Below are 16,592 nucleotides of genomic sequence, written 5' to 3'. Positions count from 1 at the left end.
CCTTTTGACGCATCTGACAAAACTTTTCCTTTCATCAGAAATTAACTGGCTTCTGCAGTGACGCCTTTCTCTTAATTATATTCATCGCTTTATCAAATAATGATTATCCTTTGCTGCGGATCTGGCGGGGCTAATTCCCGTTATCCATTGCTATTCGTAAGTGTAAGGAAACGTTCTGCTGAGTAAATAACTGTGGCATCAGGGCCACTGCGCGGCTTTTAAGAGTTTCGCTACATTCATCAACTGTTCAAAGGCGAATAATTGCCGGATAACGATAAAGCAATAGTGATTTCCTCGCTTTGACTTTTCACTCTTCTGACCTACACAGCAGGAGTCATTGAATGAATCAGACCAAGTCAGACAAGATACTGTGGGTGGACACCCTCAAAGGCGCCTGCATCATGCTGGTAGTGCTTTATCACACGGTACTGCCCGGTTTCGAAGGCACACTGAAATATCTCTCTGCCGGCTGGATCCCTGCCGAAATATGGGTACAGTTTAATACGGTCCTGTCGCCATTACGGATGCCCGCCTTTTTCTTTGTGTCGGGATTACTGGCGACCAACGGTATTGTTAACCGTCCCTGGAAACAGGTCTTTACCAGTCGCATCACTAATCTCTTTTATCTCTATATTCTGTGGGGATTTATTCAATGGTGGTCAATCGTTGGTATCTCGACAGAAATAACCGGCCAGCGTATTTCGCAGAATCTTAATGCTGCCTATGCCGGTTCGCTGTGGGAATTTCTCCGGCTGACCTTTATGGCCATGAGTACCTCATGGTATCTGTATGGGCTCGGGATCTATTTCCTCTGTGCCAAAATTTTCCGTGAATATAAGCTGGCCCTGGTGGCGGTAGCGGTGCTGCTGAATTATCTGGCGGTGGAAAAAGTGATCCCTTACTGGGGACCCCAGAGTCTGGCGCAATATTTCCTCTTCTTCCTGCTAGGTGCGTTCTGGAGCCAGGCCATGCTGCGCCTGAGTGAATGGCACCGGGAGAATCTGGTGCCCTGGGCGGTGCTGGCGGCGGTGGCCGGTATTCATGTGATATTCGGTCTGGATAAGAGTCTGTTCCTCTGCGTGCTGGCAGTGCTGTTCAGTATCGCCGCCTGCCGCTGGCTGAATCAGCACTTCAGTATGCGTTATCTCAACTGGGTAGGGCGCAATACGCTACAGATTTACGTCCTGCATCGTATTTTTATCGAGTTCTTTGGTATGACCGCGATTCAGTTTGCGCAGCGGCATCATCTGTTTGAGCAGGCGTGGTTTTCATGGCTCTGGACCTGTTTTTATCCGGTGGCCATCGTGGGACTCTGTTCACTCAGTTCGGTAGCGATCTGGTCCCTGACCAATCGCGGTGTCGGTCAGTCGCTGTTTGTCTTCCCGACGCTGCTGAAAAGGACGCCTGGCGGCGTGAGCCGGGGATAGCAGGGGATTGTGGTAACAGGCTGGCGCTGAGCGGGTTTCGGATGACAGCAGATTTACCCTGAGCGGGTTTGGGATGGCAGCAGATGTACCCTGAGCGGGTTTCGCCCGCCAGGCGAGCTTTCAGGTTGCCCGTGCGGGCGGACGCGTCAGGGGGTGGACGCCCGCCCCTTAACAATCCCGGCGTCCGGCTGCCTTCGCGCCCCGCTTCGCGGGGTGCCCTCGTCACGCCCTGCGGCCGACCGACCGTCCGGACGCGCCATCCCTGGCGCGAACCGTCCTTTCGCCGACGTCCTGTCGGCTCATCCCGGCCTCCGGTTGTTCCTCGGCGCTGCGGACGCCTCTCCCAATCCCCGCCTGTAAGTTCATAGTGTTTTTGACGTGCAGCGTTGTCTGACAGAGTTGTAGCCAGCTACGCTATCGGCAACGCCAGCAAAAGCACTGAATATGATGATGGGCACATGCAGGAATAGTGCGTTCCCCTGATTGAGTCAGAACCAAAGTCACCGCAAGGCAGAAGACTTACCGCGATGAAAGACCGAAAGTCAGAAGAAGAAATAACAGCGGGGGAGGGAGGCCGTCAGAACCGCTGAGCGGATGAGGGATTTCAGGACGAGCGACAGGGATGTCGCGAAGAGGCGGGTTCGCGCCAGGGATGGCGCGTCCCGCCGGTCCGTGAGAAATCCGGAAGAAGCGAAGGGACCGCGAAGCGGCGGTGATGCAGGCCGGAGCCCGGGGTCAAGGGGGCGCGGCGACTGGCGCCCCCTTGTCGGTCGCCTGCTGAAGCGGGCCTGAAACTGCCCAATCCACCAGGCGAACGAAACCCGCACCATACCCCGTTCAGGATACCCCGTTCAGGCAGCAACCCTGCACCGCCCCGCAGGCGAACAAAAATTCCCGTTCGCCCACCGCCCCTTTATTTCCCCATTACCCGATAGTCATCAGACTGGCATTGCCGCCTGCCGCAGCGGTATTCACACTCAGCGAACGTTCAATCAGCAGACGCTCCAGCAGCAGATTCGTCTCGCCACGGGCGAAGCCCTGCACCGACACAATCGCGCCGTCACGCGCCGCGATCTGTTCACACAGGGCGCGCAACTGATCGGCATCGCCGTGATAAATCACCGCATCAAACTCTGCCGCTAACGGATCGCGCGCCAGTTTAATACGGGCCTTAACCGCATCCGGCAGCGAGGTCAGTAAGGCGCGATGCAGCTCATCATCCTGCCACAGGGCTTTACTGCCGACGCTGGTGACCGCAGCCAGCTGGATCAGCGCATCCTGCTCGTTGTCCGCCAGGCAGAGTACCCGATCGCGAGGCAACAGCGAGAAGGTGTTACGTTCGCCGGTCGGGCCAGGCAGCAGCCGGACGACGCCCGCCTGGGCCAGTTCGCCGTAGTGCTGGCACAGCTCAGCCAGGGCGGGCTTCTCTTTCGCCCAGAGGCTCAACGCCTGATGCGGAGCCAGCAGAGACTGGCGCAGCGTACTGTCTGCCGGACGCTCCGCATCCTGACGATCAAAGGTCAGACGCAGTGCGCTATCCGGGCGATGAGCCAGCAGTCGATAGAGGTAGAGCGGACCACCGGCCTTCGGACCGGTGCCAGACAGACCTTCGCCGCCAAACGGCTGCACGCCGACCACCGCGCCTACCATGTTACGGTTAACGTAAAGGTTACCGACCCGGGCATTTGCCGTGACCTGGGCGATGGTCTCATCGATACGGGTGTGGACACCCAGCGTCAGACCGTAGCCAGAGGCGTTAATCTGATCGATCACCTGAGGCAGCGCGGTGCGGCTGAAGCGCACGACGTGCAGCACCGGACCAAAGATCTCTTTGTCCAGATCGCTGACCTGATTCAGTTCAATCAGGGTGGGTTTCACAAAGGTGCCGCTGTTCCACTCTTTACTGTCCTGCGGGTTATCCTGCACCGCCTGATAAACGGTAAAGCCTTTATTGCGCATCGCCTGAATATGGCGGTCGATATTGGCTTTCGCTTCGGCATCAATGACCGGGCCGATGTCGGTTGAGAAACGCTCCGGATTGCCCATGCGGCACTCTGCCATCGCACCACGCAGCATCTTCAGCGTATGGTCAGCCACATCTTCCTGAATACAGAGCAGACGCAGCGCCGAGCAGCGCTGTCCGGCACTGTCGAAGGCCGATGCGACGATATCGACTACCACCTGCTCGGTAAGTGCGGAAGAGTCAACGATCATGGCATTCATGCCGCCGGTTTCTGCAATCAGCGGCGTCGGGCGACCCTGTGGATCAAGACGACCGGCCAGGTTGCGCTGCAGCAGCGTCGCGACTGCCGTCGAGCCGGTAAACATAACGCCGCGTACCCGATCGTCGCCGGTCAGCTGCGCGCCCACGGTTTCACCCTGACCCGGCAGCAGCTGCAGAACGCCAGCGGGTACACCCGCATCCAGCAGGATCTGAACCGCCTGCGCCGCAATCAGCGGCGTCTGCTCGGCCGGTTTTGCCAGCACGCTGTTGCCCGCAGCCAGTGCAGCAGCAATCTGACCGGTGAAGATCGCCAGCGGGAAGTTCCAGGGGCTGATACAGACCACCGGACCCAGCGGACGGTGCGTCTCGTTGTCGAAATCGTCACGTACCATCCCGGCGTAGTAATAGAGGAAATCTACCGCTTCACGCACTTCGGCGATGGCGTTGTTGTAGGTCTTGCCCGCTTCACGCACCAGGATGCCGATCAGCTGCTGCATCTGGCCTTCCATGATCTGTGCAGCACGTTCCAGAATGGCCGCACGCTCCTGCGGCGGTGTGGCGAACCAGATCGGCCCGCTGTTCACAGCAGCATCCAGCGCCAGGGAGACTTCCTGCTCCGTCGCTTCACGTACCTGACCAACCCGATCGTTCGGCGCAGCCGGGTTCAGAACGTCACGCAATTCACCGGCACCGGCTTCCCCCTCGATCATCGGTTCAGCCAGGCAGGGCTGTGCGGCGCTGCTCAGCAGGGCGCTGGAGAGGGAGGCAAGACGATGCTCGTTAGCCATATCCAGTCCCGCTGAGTTCACGCGGTTTTCACCGTAGAGTTCGCGCGGCAGCGGGATCTTCGGATGCGGCAGGCCAATGGTGCCTTCGCTGACGCCCAGCTTTTCAACGGCGCTGACCGGATCGGCCACCAGCTCATCGATTGGCAGAGAAGTATCGGCGATGCGGTTAACAAAGGAGGTGTTCGCGCCATTCTCCAGCAGGCGGCGAACCAGATAGGCCAGCAGGGTTTCATGGGTACCGACCGGCGCGTAAATGCGGCAGGGACGGTTCAGTTTGCCGTCCGCCACTTTGCCGACGACCTGCTCGTAAAGCGGTTCGCCCATTCCGTGCAGACACTGGAACTCATACTGACCCGGATAGTAGTTATTGCCCGCCAACTGATAAATTGCCGCCAGAGTGTGGGCGTTGTGCGTGGCAAACTGTGGATAGATCAGGCTCGGTACAGAGAGCAGCTTACGGGCGCAGGCCAGGTAAGAGATGTCGGTATAGACCTTGCGGGTGTAAACCGGATAACCCTCCAGTCCTTCCATCTGCGCGCGCTTAATTTCGCTGTCCCAGTAGGCCCCTTTCACCAGACGAATCATCAGGCGACGACGGCTGCGCTGCGCCAGATCGATCAGTTCATCAATCACAAACGGGCAGCGTTTCATGTAGGCCTGAATGACGAAGCCGATACCGTTCCAGCCTTCCAGCTCCGGTTCGAAACAGAGCTTCTCCAGCAGATCCAGTGACAGCTCCAGACGGTCGGCCTCTTCGGCATCGATGTTGATGCCGATATCATAGGAGCGGGCCAGCAGCGTCAGCGATTTCAGAATCGGGTAGAGCTCCTCCATGACGCGCTCATACTGCGCACGGCTGTAGCGGGGGTGCAGGGCGGAGAGCTTGATGGAGATGCCGGGGCCTTCATAGATGCCGCGGCCATTTGAGGCTTTGCCAATCGCATGGATCGCCTGCTGATAAGAGAGCAGGTAGGCTTTGGCATCACCAGCCGTCAGCGCCGCTTCACCCAGCATGTCATAGGAGTAGCGGAACCCTTTCTCTTCCAGCTTGCGGGCGTTCGCCAGGGCTTCCGCAATCGTTTCGCCGGTGACGAACTGCTCACCCATCAGACGCATCGCCATATCCACGCCTTTGCGGATCAGCGGCTCGCCCCCTTTACCGATAATGCGGTTCAGCGAGCTGGAGAGGTTTGACTCGTTGTGAGTCGAAACCAGACGACCGGTAAACAGCAGGCCCCAGGTGGCTGCGTTGACAAACAGAGAGGGGCTGCGTCCCAGATGCGACTGCCAGTTGCCGTTGCTGATCTTGTCACGGATCAGCGCATCGCGCGTTGGCTTGTCAGGAATACGCAGCAGCGCCTCGGCCAGGCACATCAGCGCCACGCCTTCATGAGAGGAGAGAGAGAACTCCTGCAGCAGGCTCTGCACCATACCGGCGCGTCCGGTTGCACCTTTCTGGTGCCGCAGCTTGTCGGCGAGCTGGTAAGCCAGCTGGTGAGTTTTCTCTGCCAGCGCCGCCGGTAAACGGGCCTGCTCCAGCAGCATCGGCACCGCATCGGTCTCCGGGCGACGCCACGCGGCAGTCACGGCAGAGCGGGTCACGGACTGAGGTAAAATCTGCTCTGCGAAGTCGAGGAACGGCTGGTGCATCTCCTCGGGCTGGATGTCGTCAGCCTCAGTGGCCGCCTGAGCAGAAAGGGGGATCTCTGGCAGACTGTCGCCGGTTTCCAGTTGGCCCAGATAGGTAAAGATCGCCTGTTTAATCAGCCAGTGTGGCGTGCGATCAATACGCTGCGCAGCCAGTTTGATGCGCTCACGCGTTGCGTCATCCAGTTTTACACCCATGGTGGTTGTACCCATGACTCCAGAGCTCCTTAATAGTGGTTCGATACGGCGTTGGCTGCACTATCACTTAAGTTGCAACTTTGTGCAACCGTGTTAAATGTGAGCCAGTTAACACCCTTTTAACGTGGTCAAATGTTAAATCCGACAATGCGGCATGAATCTTGCTGCAAGATCCTCGCCAAGTTTGCAGGCCCGTTAAAAAGCGGGTTCTCGGCAGGTAAAACCCGGGTGCAACCAGATAACTGTGAGCGAGTGCAACCTCTGAGCACGTTTTAACATCTGGTTAGTGAAATCACTGTAACGCCTGTGTTAAATCCATTGTGCGCGCTCCGGCTTTCCGGCAGGATACCGCGCCGCTGGGAAATGAGTGACCCCTGACACAGAAAATCGGCCCGCGCTGCCCCGTTCCGGCAGACGGGCGGCTGGCGATTTCTCTGGGATATCAAATAATAAGTGGAGAGACAGATGAGTGTAAGTACACCAATGCTGGTGACCTTTGTAGTTTACATACTTGGGATGGTGTTAATTGGTTTTGCTGCCTACCGCTCAACCAAAAACTTCGACGATTACATCCTGGGTGGCCGCAGTCTGGGTAGCGTGGTCACGGCACTCTCTGCCGGTGCATCCGATATGAGCGGCTGGCTGCTGATGGGATTGCCTGGTGCCATCTTCATCTCCGGTATCTCAGAAAGCTGGATTGCAATTGGTCTGACGATCGGGGCCTGGCTTAACTGGAAAATTGTTGCGGGTCGTCTGCGGGTGCAGACCGAACATCACAACAACGCGCTGACCCTGCCGGACTTCTTTACCAGCCGCTTTGAGGATCACAGTAAAATTCTGCGGGTCATCTCTGCCATCGTCATTCTGGTGTTTTTCACTATCTACTGTGCCTCGGGCGTGGTCGCTGGTGCGCGTCTGTTTGAGAGCACCTTCGGCATGAGTTATGAGACCGCCCTGTGGGCTGGTGCCGCTGCAACCATTCTCTATACGCTGATTGGCGGTTTCCTGGCGGTGAGCTGGACCGACACCGTGCAGGCCAGCCTGATGATTTTTGCGCTGATCCTGACGCCGGTCTTTGTGATCATCGCGGTCGGCGGCTGGTCAGATTCGATGGCGGTCATTCAGGCGAAGAGCCTGGAAAACCTCGACATGCTGAAGGGCCTGAACTTCGTGGCGGTCATCTCGCTGCTGGGCTGGGGCCTGGGCTACTTTGGTCAGCCGCATATTCTGGCGCGCTTCATGGCGGCCGATTCGCATCGCTCTATCCGCACGGCGCGTCGCATCGGTATGGCGTGGATGGTGCTCTGCCTGGCCGGTGCCGTGGCGGTGGGCTTCTTTGGTATCGCCTACTTCCAGAATAACCCGGCGCTGGCGGCGGGCGTGAACGCCAACGCCGAGCGGGTCTTTATCGAGCTGGCGCGTATCCTCTTCAACCCGTGGATTGCCGGCATTCTGCTCTCCGCGATTCTGGCGGCCGTGATGTCCACCCTGAGCTGTCAGCTGCTGGTCTGCTCCAGTGCGCTGACTGAAGATCTCTACAAAGGCTTCCTGCGTAAGAAGGCGAGTCAGAAAGAGCTGGTGTGGGTAGGGCGTCTGATGGTGCTGCTGGTGGCGCTGATTGCGATTGCACTCGCCTCCAACCCGGAAAACCGGGTCCTGGGCCTGGTAAGCTACGCCTGGGCAGGTTTTGGTGCCGCCTTCGGTCCGGTTGTCCTGTTTGGTGTCTGCTGGAAACGCATGAACCGCAACGGCGCGCTGGCGGGGATGATTGTCGGTGCCCTGACCGTACTGGTGTGGAAACAGTATGGCTGGCTGGGACTGTATGAAATCATTCCGGGCTTCATTTTCGCCAGCATCGCGATTGTTCTTTTCAGCCTGATGGGCCGTGAACCTTCAGCGGCTGCGCAGCAGCGCTTTGCTGCAGCGGAAGCGGAGTATCAGGCGAAATAAGCCAGGCTACAGACGATCAGGCCCGCCCCGCAAAGGGCGGGCCTTTTTATTGCAAAGATAAATCACCCAAAGATGAAATTATCTCCGCCGGTAACTTGTTTTTTTTGCAGCGATAATGATAATCGGTATCGTTTACACTTTACCTGATTTTACTGTTGATTGACGCTGCTTAACATTCAAGAGGTTGGCAATGTTCGTTCCCTTTCTCATCATGCTGCGTGAAGGCATCGAAGCCGCGCTGATTGTCAGCCTCATCGCCAGCTACCTCAAACGCACCCAGCGTACCCAATGGTTTCCGGCCATGTGGGCTGGCGTATTTATCGCCGCCGCGCTCTGCCTGGGCCTGGGGCTGTTCATCAATGCCACCACGGGCGAATTTCCGCAAAAAGAGCAGGAGCTGTTTGAAGGCATCGTGGCGCTGATTGCGGTGGTGATCCTGACCTCTATGGTTTTCTGGATGCGCAGGGTGGCGCGCAACATCCGCGTGGAGCTGGAGCAGGCAGTCGATCAGGCACTGCAGCGTTCAGGTCGTGGCGGGATGGCGCTGGTGCTGATGGTGTTTCTGGCCGTGGCGCGTGAAGGGCTGGAGTCGGTGTTCTTCCTGCTGGCCGCCTTTACCCAGGACGTGGGCTATGCGCCGCCGATGGGGGCCGTGCTCGGGCTGGCGACGGCGGTGGTGCTGGGCATGCTGCTCTACTGGGGCGGGATTCGCCTGAACATGGCGCATTTCTTCCGCTGGACCAGCGTTTTCATCCTGTTTGTGGCGGCGGGCCTGGCGGCGGGGGCGATTCGCGCCTTCCACGAGGCCGGGTTGTGGAACCACTTTCAGGAGGTGGCCTTTGATCTCAGCAATACCTTATCTACCCATTCGCTGTTTGGCACCCTGCTGGAAGGGGTACTGGGGTATCAGGAGGCACCCAGCGTCAGTGAAGTGACCCTCTACGTCGTCTACCTGATTCCGGCGCTGATTCTGTTTTTCATGCCTGCGCGACCTGCTGCGTCGGCCACTGTGTAATGCACCATTTAACGGGCGCACCTTGTGCCCGCAACGTGATAGGGAAAGAGAGATGACAATGCGTTTCCGCCGCAAGGCACTGCTACTTCCTCTGCTGGCGATCTCCGCTTCGGCGGCCGCGGCGGTTCCTCAGGTCACCGTAAGCGTCAACGACAGGCAGTGTGAGCCGATGCGCCTGACGGTCAAGGCTGGTAAAACCCAGTTCCTGATTAAGAACAACAGCCAGAAGGCGCTGGAGTGGGAGATCCTGAAAGGGGTACTGGTGGTTGAAGAGCGTGAAAACATCGCGCCGGGCTTCAGTCAGAAGCTGACCGCCACGCTGGAGCCGGGCGAATATGAGATGACATGCGGCCTGCTGAGCAACCCCAAAGGTAAGCTAATCGTCGAAGCGGGCGAGGGTGCGGCCAAAGGCGCCACCTCGGCGCGTATGCAGCTTGAAGGGCCGATCACCGCCTATAAAGCTTACGTTACCGGGCAGGTCAGCCAGCTGGTGAGCAGCACGCAGGCCTTTACGGATGCGGTGAAAGCGGGTGACACAGAAAAAGCCAGAGCCCTGTTTGCGCCGACCCGCCAGTACTATGAGCGTATTGAGCCAATTGCTGAACTCTTCTCTGACCTCGACGGCAGCATTGATGCCCGCGAGGATGATTATGAGAAGAAAGCCGCCGATCCCAAATTCACCGGTTTCCACCGTCTGGAGAAGGCCCTCTTCGGGGATAACAGCACCCAGGGCATGGCAGACTATGCGGACCAGCTTAATAAAGATGTCAAAGATCTGCAGGTGCGCATCAGCGAACTCGCCTTTCCGCCAGCCAAAGTGGTCGGCGGTGCAGCGGGCCTGATCGAAGAGGTGGCCTCCAGCAAAATTTCCGGTGAGGAAGATCGTTACAGCCGCACCGACCTGTGGGACTTCCAGGCCAACATCGACGGCGCGCAGAAAATTGTTGAGCTGCTGCGTCCGCTGATCGGTAAAGAGAACCCGGCGTTGCTGGCGAAAGTGGATGCTAACTTTAAGAAAGTGGATGCGATACTGAGCAAGTACCGCACGGCTAGCGGCTTCGAATCTTACGAGAAACTGACCAGCGCCGACCGTAATGCGCTGAAAGGGCCGATCACCGCGCTGGCGGAAGATCTTTCATTACTTCGTGGCACTCTGGGTCTGGATTAATCATGAGTCGTAAGGAAGATGACGCGCAGCCTGCGCGTCGTCGTTTATTAAAAGGGCTGGGGCTGCTGGGCGGCGCAGCGGCCCTGGGCGGTGGCTGTCCGTTCCACGCCGCCCGCGCTGATAATTTTTCACCGGGCACCGTCACACCGCAGGCACGGCAGCAGAGTCAGCCGTTTTACGGTCAGCATCAGGCGGGCATCACGACGCCGCAGCAGGCCTCAATGATGCTGGTGGCGTTTGACCTGCTCAGCAGCGATAAGGCGGAGCTGGTGCGTCTGTTTCGTCTGCTGACCCAGCGCATCGCCTTTCTGACCCACGGCGGACCGGCACCGGTGGTGAAAAATCCGCAGCTGCCGCCGATGGATTCCGGCATTCTGGGGCCGACGATCGCGCCGGATAACCTGACGATAACCGTTTCTGTGGGTCACTCCCTGTTTGACGAACGTTTCGGGCTGGCCCCGCACAAGCCGGCAAAGCTGCAGCCGATGACGCGCTTTCCTAACGATTCGCTTGATGCCAGCCAGTGTCATGGCGACCTGCTATTGCAGATCTGCGCCAACACCCAGGATACGGTGATCCATGCTCTGCGTGACATCATCAAACACACGCCTGACCTGCTCGGCGTACGCTGGCGGCGCGAAGGTTTTATCTCTGAACATGCCGCGCGCAGTCAGGGGCAGGAGACGCCGATCAACCTGCTGGGTTTCAAAGATGGCACGGCCAACCCCGATACCCGCGATCCGGCGCTGATGAATCAGCTGCTCTGGGTAACGGCCGATCAGCAGGAGCCCGCCTGGGCGCGCAACGGCAGCTATCAGGCTGTGCGATTAATCCGCTTCCATGTGGAAATGTGGGACCGCACCCCGCTGGGTGAGCAGCAGACTATCTTTGGCCGGGAGAAGCTGAGCGGCGCACCGCTGGGAATGCAGCATGAACATGACGTGCCGGATTACGCCCGAGACCCGGACGGCGAGGTGATCGCGCTGGATGCCCACATCCGTCTCGCCAATCCCCGAACGCCGGAGACAGCCAGCAGTCTGATGCTGCGCCGTGGCTACAGTTACTCGGCAGGGATCTCCGCCGCCGGACAACTGGATATGGGCCTGCTGTTTGTCTGCTATCAGCACGATCTGGAGCGCGGCTTTCTCACGGTTCAGCAGCGTCTGAATGGTGAGGCGCTGGAAGAATATATCCGGCCTTTTGGCGGCGGTTATTTTTTTGCGCTGCCCGGCGTCCCCGACGCGAGCCATTATTTAGGGCAGTCGCTGCTGGAATCCTGATTAAAATATCATCACAATGGGCGTGCCGTTGACCGGCCGCCCGTCATCACCGTTTTATGCGCGTGACGCGGTGAGTTTTTACTGAGATTACGCAGATTGTCAGCCACCCCGAAATAACCCAAGACATTGTAATTCTTCAGTTTTACATTTTATCGAAAAAGAAATGTTTACCTGCGATTAGCAATTCCTTTGCCAGCAGATAAAATTAGAGTTGCAAAGGCCCAACAAAATGGTGCACTTTATTAAACAGGCGTAATCGGATGTGTTGCTGTATCACACTGGAGTTCGCGCATGGGTCGATTCTTTTCTGGAAAGTTACTGCCGTTAAATAAATTGCGCCTGAACGCGAGGGCAATTCTGCCTCGTCATCTCTCCCTTTCTTCAACCCTTTCTTTTGTTCTGCAACCTGTATTATCCGGTGTTCAGCAACGTCTGTGCGCGGCTGCATACCCATTATCCTGTCCTGTCATGGCTCTGAAGGAAGCCAACTGAAACCTCTAAAGCGTTCACGTAATCGCAACGGGCTACGCGCCTGACGCGGGAAATGAAACCAACTGAAAGGTGCCACTATGGGAAGACAGAAAGCAGTGATCAAAGCACGTCGTGAAGCAAGAAGAGTGCTTCGCAGTGACTCGCGGAGTCACCGTCAGCGTGAAGAAGAGTCGGTCACTTCGCTGGTGCATATGAGTGGACTGGACGCAATCGGCATGGCGCGCGACACGCGTGACCGCTTACCGATTGAGGCCCGTAATGAAGCTCAGGCGCACTATCTTAACGCCATAGAAACCAAGCAGCTGATCTTCGCAACCGGTGAAGCCGGATGCGGTAAAACCTGGATAAGCGCCGCGAAAGCGGCTGAGGCCCTGATTCATAAGGATATCGACAGGATTATTGTTACGCGCCCGGTACTTCAGGCAGATGAGGATTTGGGATTCCTGCCCGGTGATATTTCTGAGAAATTCGCCCCTTATTTCCGTCCGGTCTATGACATTCTGGTTAAACGTCTTGGCGCATCATTTATGCAATATTGTCTGCGTCCGGAAATCGCCAAGGTCGAGATTGCGCCCTTCGCCTATATGCGAGGACGTACTTTTGAAAATGCCGTGGTGATTCTGGATGAGGCGCAGAACGTCACCGCCGCGCAGATGAAAATGTTCCTGACCCGACTGGGCGAAAACGTCACGGTCATCGTTAACGGCGATATTACCCAGTGCGACTTGCCCGCTGGGGTGCCTTCTGGTCTCGCGGACGCGCTGGCGCGTTTTGAAGAGGACGAGATGGTTGGCATTGTCCGCTTCGGCAAAGAGGATTGTGTGCGGTCTGCGCTGTGTCAGCGCACCCTGCACGCGTATAGCTAGCGTTTGATTGAGTAAGAAGTGTAGCGCCCAAACCCGGCTCCGGCCGGGTTTTCTTTTTTAATCGCAGTAAGTTTTCACGGTCAGAAGCGTCAGGCTGAACGCCGTCAGCGTCAATGAAAAGCGTTCTTTTCGCCGGACAGTTTCCGGTTTTTACGTGGCCCCTCCAGCCGGGCGTGATGATTTCAGTCCGCCGCTGAAACCGCCTTTAACCCCTTTCTCCCGGATAGCTCAGCGATATTCGTCTCTCACGGCGTTGCTGCTGACGCAGGGAGAGCCGCGTTAACGCGCACAGATCGATCCGATCACAGATCTGCGCTTTACCTGCCATGAAATAGGTGAAGTGACTCCCACATTCTTATGAAACCGGTTGCATGGCTGCTGTTACGGGGTACGGTGAAACCGGTTGCATGGTCATTGTTCCGGATAGCTACAGAGGCAGTCTCGCCTTTTGTGAGACGCAATTACTGAATGAAGAAGGAAAAACTGCATGGCTGTTATCAGGGATTACAACAGGTTAGCCAGTGACATCCTCCGGGAAGTGGGTGGGGAGAAGAATATCGTCAGTTTCAGTCGCTGTGCCACCCGCCTGAGGCTGGTGCTGAATGAAACCCCGACGGAAGCGAAGCAGAAGGTACAGAGTCTGCCGGGCGTGATTGCGGTGGTGGAGAGCGGTGGGCAGTTTCAGGTGGTTATCGGCACACATGTCGCCGATCTCTTTAATGCGATGTCGGGCCTGGTGAAAGAGAGTGGCCCCGCTGACAGCCAGCCGACGAAAATGCGCAGGCTGGATGCAGTGATCGCCACTATGTCGGCAGTCTTCGCTCCTATCGTTTATATCCTGGCGGCGGCAGGGATCCTGCAGGGGCTGCTGATTGTTGTCACGCTGATTGATGCTGATGTCAAAACGACGGGCACCTTCGCTGTGCTCAACTTTATGTCCTGGACCCCGTTCGCTTTTCTGCCGGTCTTTATCGGCATGACGGCAGCCCGGCATTTCAAATGTAATCCCTTTATTGCCGTACTCTGCTGTTGTGCCTTGATCAGTCCGGACTGGGCGACCCTGGCCGGACGGATCGCCGGCGGGGAGAGTATCCGTTTCCTCTTCTTTCCACTCTCCGAAACGGTCTACACCTCGTCGGTTTTACCGCCGCTGTTTCTGGTCTGGGCGCTCTCCCTGCTTGAACGCCGTGTGGAGAAGTGGATACCAGAGGTGGTCAGCCCGCTCTTTACGCCTCTGATCTGTTTTGTGGTTATCGTACCGCTGACGCTGATTGTGATCGGTCCGATTACCACCTGGGCCGCAATGGGTGTCGCGGGTGGTTACAACGCCCTGTTCCAGGCGGCTCCGCCAGTGGCGGCGGCGGTGATTGGTGGGGTGTGGCAGATTATCGTTATTTTTGGGGTTCACTGGGGCATTACGCCCGTCATCATGGCGAACTTCGACACGCAGGGGTATGACTCTTTTCAGGCTTACCAGACGATTGCGGTTATCGGTCAGATGGCCGCCGTATTTGGCGTGTTCCTGAAAACCCGCAACACGCAGTTAAAAGCTACCTCCCTGTCTGCCGGTATTACCGCTGTTTTCGGTATCACCGAACCGGCCATTTATGGCGTGACGCTGCGGTTTAAAAAACCCTTTATTTGTGGCTGCATCGGTGGAGCGATCGGGGCGGTGGTTGCCAGCCTGTTCGGCAGCCTCTACTACGCCTATGCAGCATTGCCGGGCCTGTTTACGCTGGTTAATGCCATCAGCCCTGCGGCACCCATGTCGTTTATGGGTGAGCTGGCAGGTGCCGGGACCACGATTGTACTGACGATTCTGATGGTGCAGTTTGTAGGTTTTGACGATCCCGTCAATGAGAACGCGATCCCGTCACCAGAGGTCAGAACCCGGACCGCCCCGGACGCCGCATTATCCGGCGGCATGGACATCCTCAGCCCGTTAAAAGGCAACGTTGTTGCGCTGGAGAGCGTGGCGGATGAAACCTTTGCCAGGAAATTCCTGGGCGACGGACTCGCGATTAAGCCTGACGAGGGGAAGGTGGTGGCGCCGTGCAAAGCGACGGTCGCAACACTGCTTCCTTCGCATCATGCCATTGGCTTAGTCTGCGAAAATGGTGCGGAGTTACTGATCCATGTTGGCTTAAATACCGTTGAGCTGCAGGGCGAACATTTTCATCCGTTAGTGAAAGAGGGCGACGTGGTCAGCGCGGGAACGCCACTGCTTGAGTTTGATCAAGCCAGTATCGAACGCCAAGGTTATGACCTGACGACGCCGGTTCTGGTCGTGAACAGCGAGGCATTCACGTTGACGAAGTACCCGTCTCAGGGGGCTGTCAGCACTGGTGTGCCTCTGATGTCGCTGGCATAAACGTCTACACGCCAGGGCGGGATGCGCAGGCTTCAACGGCTGCGCGTCTCCTGGCGCTCTATTCACTGGTTCAGACGGGCCTGATGTGACTCATCCATTGATTGAGGTGTTGAATGGTAACCATACTGGATGTCGCCAGACTGGCCGGCGTGTCCAAAGCGACCGTTTCACGCGCACTGAGCGGCAAAGTCTTTGTGCGGGAAGAGGTGAAAGCCAGAATTTTGCAGGCGGTGGCGGAGACCGGCTATCGGCCCAATCGACTGGCGCGTAATCTGTCCAATAATGCCACCCATTCGATCGGGCTGGTCATTACCAACGCGCTCTACAACGGCCCGTTCTTTTCGGGGATGGTTTATCAGGCGGCCACCCTCAGCGAAAAACACAACCGCCAGCTGGTGCTTGCGGACGGGAAACACAGTGCGCAGGATGAGCGTGGGGCGATTGGATTACTCCTTGAACTGCGCTGCGAAGCCATCATGATCTATCCCAAATATCTGTCGGTCAGCGAACTGGATGAGATTATTGATGAGAACCAGACGCCGATAGTGGTAATCAACCGCGAACTCACCCGAAACCGCAATCGCTGCGTGTTTACTGATCACCGGCGGAGCAGTGAAGAGATGATGGCGCATTTACTGGCGCTGGGACATACCCGGATCGCCTTTGTCACGGGAAGCCCTGGCTCACCGACCGGCGAGCAGCGTTTAGCGGGCTACCGTCATGCGCTGCAGAAGGCGGGCATCAGTCTGGATCCGCAACTGGTGGTGCAGGGTGCCTGGAGTACCGGGAGCGGTTACGCGGCCGGGTGTGAGCTGCTGGGGCGGAACGTGGCGTTTACCTGTGTGCTGGCCGCCAATGACGATATGGCGATTGGTCTGGCAAAAGCCTTTCAGGAGGCGGGTAAAAGCGTGCCGGAAGCGATCTCGCTTGCTGGTTTCGATGATGCGGTGATAGGAAAGTACTACACGCCCTCCTTAACGACCATTCATGTTCCAGTAGATGAGATGATCCGTGACGCGATGGAAATTATTTTGCGGCCTGAAGAGAGCATCCTGTTTTCGCATCAGGGGACGCTGGTAAGCCGGGATTCGGTGGCCCGCTGCGCGGAAGCCCCTTAAGCAGACAGACTTCTCATCTCCTCTCGCGGTGCAATATGCAAAAAAAAA

Annotated in this window: 9 protein-coding genes; 8 read left to right on the top strand and 1 reads right to left on the bottom strand. The window is 57.4% G+C overall.

The annotated features are described in order from the left end of the window. Window positions 1–341: 341 nt before the first annotated feature. On the top strand, window positions 342–1,427 hold the full coding sequence (locus ACNY69_RS04055) for an acyltransferase family protein (protein WP_293771401.1): 1,086 nt from the start codon (window positions 342–344) through the stop codon (window positions 1,425–1,427). 924 nt (window positions 1,428–2,351) lie between these two features. Here ACNY69_RS04055 and putA read toward each other — a convergent pair. Next, window positions 2,352–6,299 (bottom strand): trifunctional transcriptional regulator/proline dehydrogenase/L-glutamate gamma-semialdehyde dehydrogenase, encoded by a 3,948-nt coding sequence (gene putA / locus ACNY69_RS04050; protein ID WP_367395564.1) that lies wholly within the window; start codon window positions 6,297–6,299, stop codon window positions 2,352–2,354. Window positions 6,300–6,749: 450 nt separating this feature from the next. Between putA and putP the strand changes: the two genes are divergently transcribed. The 7 genes from putP to ACNY69_RS04015 all read left to right on the top strand — a co-directional run bounded on the left by putP (window position 6,750) and on the right by ACNY69_RS04015 (window position 16,544). Further along, a complete protein-coding gene (gene putP, locus ACNY69_RS04045) occupies window positions 6,750–8,234 on the top strand; it encodes a sodium/proline symporter PutP (RefSeq protein WP_293771395.1) in 1,485 nt (494 codons plus the stop codon). Between the two features lie 190 nt (window positions 8,235–8,424). After that, the gene (gene efeU, locus ACNY69_RS04040; protein WP_111141951.1) at window positions 8,425–9,249 is read left to right on the top strand and encodes an iron uptake transporter permease EfeU; all 825 of its coding nucleotides are present in this window, start codon (window positions 8,425–8,427) and stop codon (window positions 9,247–9,249) included. A gap of 52 nt (window positions 9,250–9,301) precedes the next feature. Beyond that, entirely contained in the window at window positions 9,302–10,417 is a 1,116-nt protein-coding gene (gene efeO, locus ACNY69_RS04035) for an iron uptake system protein EfeO (RefSeq protein ID WP_293771388.1), read from the top strand. Window positions 10,418–10,419: 2 nt separating this feature from the next. Beyond that, complete coding sequence (gene efeB, locus ACNY69_RS04030; RefSeq protein WP_418797375.1) at window positions 10,420–11,697, top strand: iron uptake transporter deferrochelatase/peroxidase subunit; 1,278 nt, start codon at window positions 10,420–10,422, stop codon at window positions 11,695–11,697. Between the two features lie 569 nt (window positions 11,698–12,266). Beyond that, a complete protein-coding gene (gene phoH, locus ACNY69_RS04025) occupies window positions 12,267–13,055 on the top strand; it encodes a phosphate starvation-inducible protein PhoH (protein ID WP_199560043.1) in 789 nt (262 codons plus the stop codon). Window positions 13,056–13,542: 487 nt separating this feature from the next. Continuing rightward, entirely contained in the window at window positions 13,543–15,426 is a 1,884-nt protein-coding gene (locus ACNY69_RS04020) for a glucose PTS transporter subunit IIA (protein ID WP_418797373.1), read from the top strand. Window positions 15,427–15,539: 113 nt separating this feature from the next. After that, the gene (locus ACNY69_RS04015) at window positions 15,540–16,544 is read left to right on the top strand and encodes a LacI family DNA-binding transcriptional regulator (protein WP_111141947.1); all 1,005 of its coding nucleotides are present in this window, start codon (window positions 15,540–15,542) and stop codon (window positions 16,542–16,544) included. The last annotated feature ends 48 nt before the right edge of the window (window positions 16,545–16,592 follow it).

Origin of the sequence: Pantoea graminicola (assembly GCF_048452665.1) — a bacterium.
Lineage (GTDB): Bacteria > Pseudomonadota > Gammaproteobacteria > Enterobacterales > Enterobacteriaceae > Pantoea.
The sequence above is the reverse complement of the archived record's forward strand: the minus strand, read 5'-3'. Positions and strand labels throughout refer to the sequence as shown.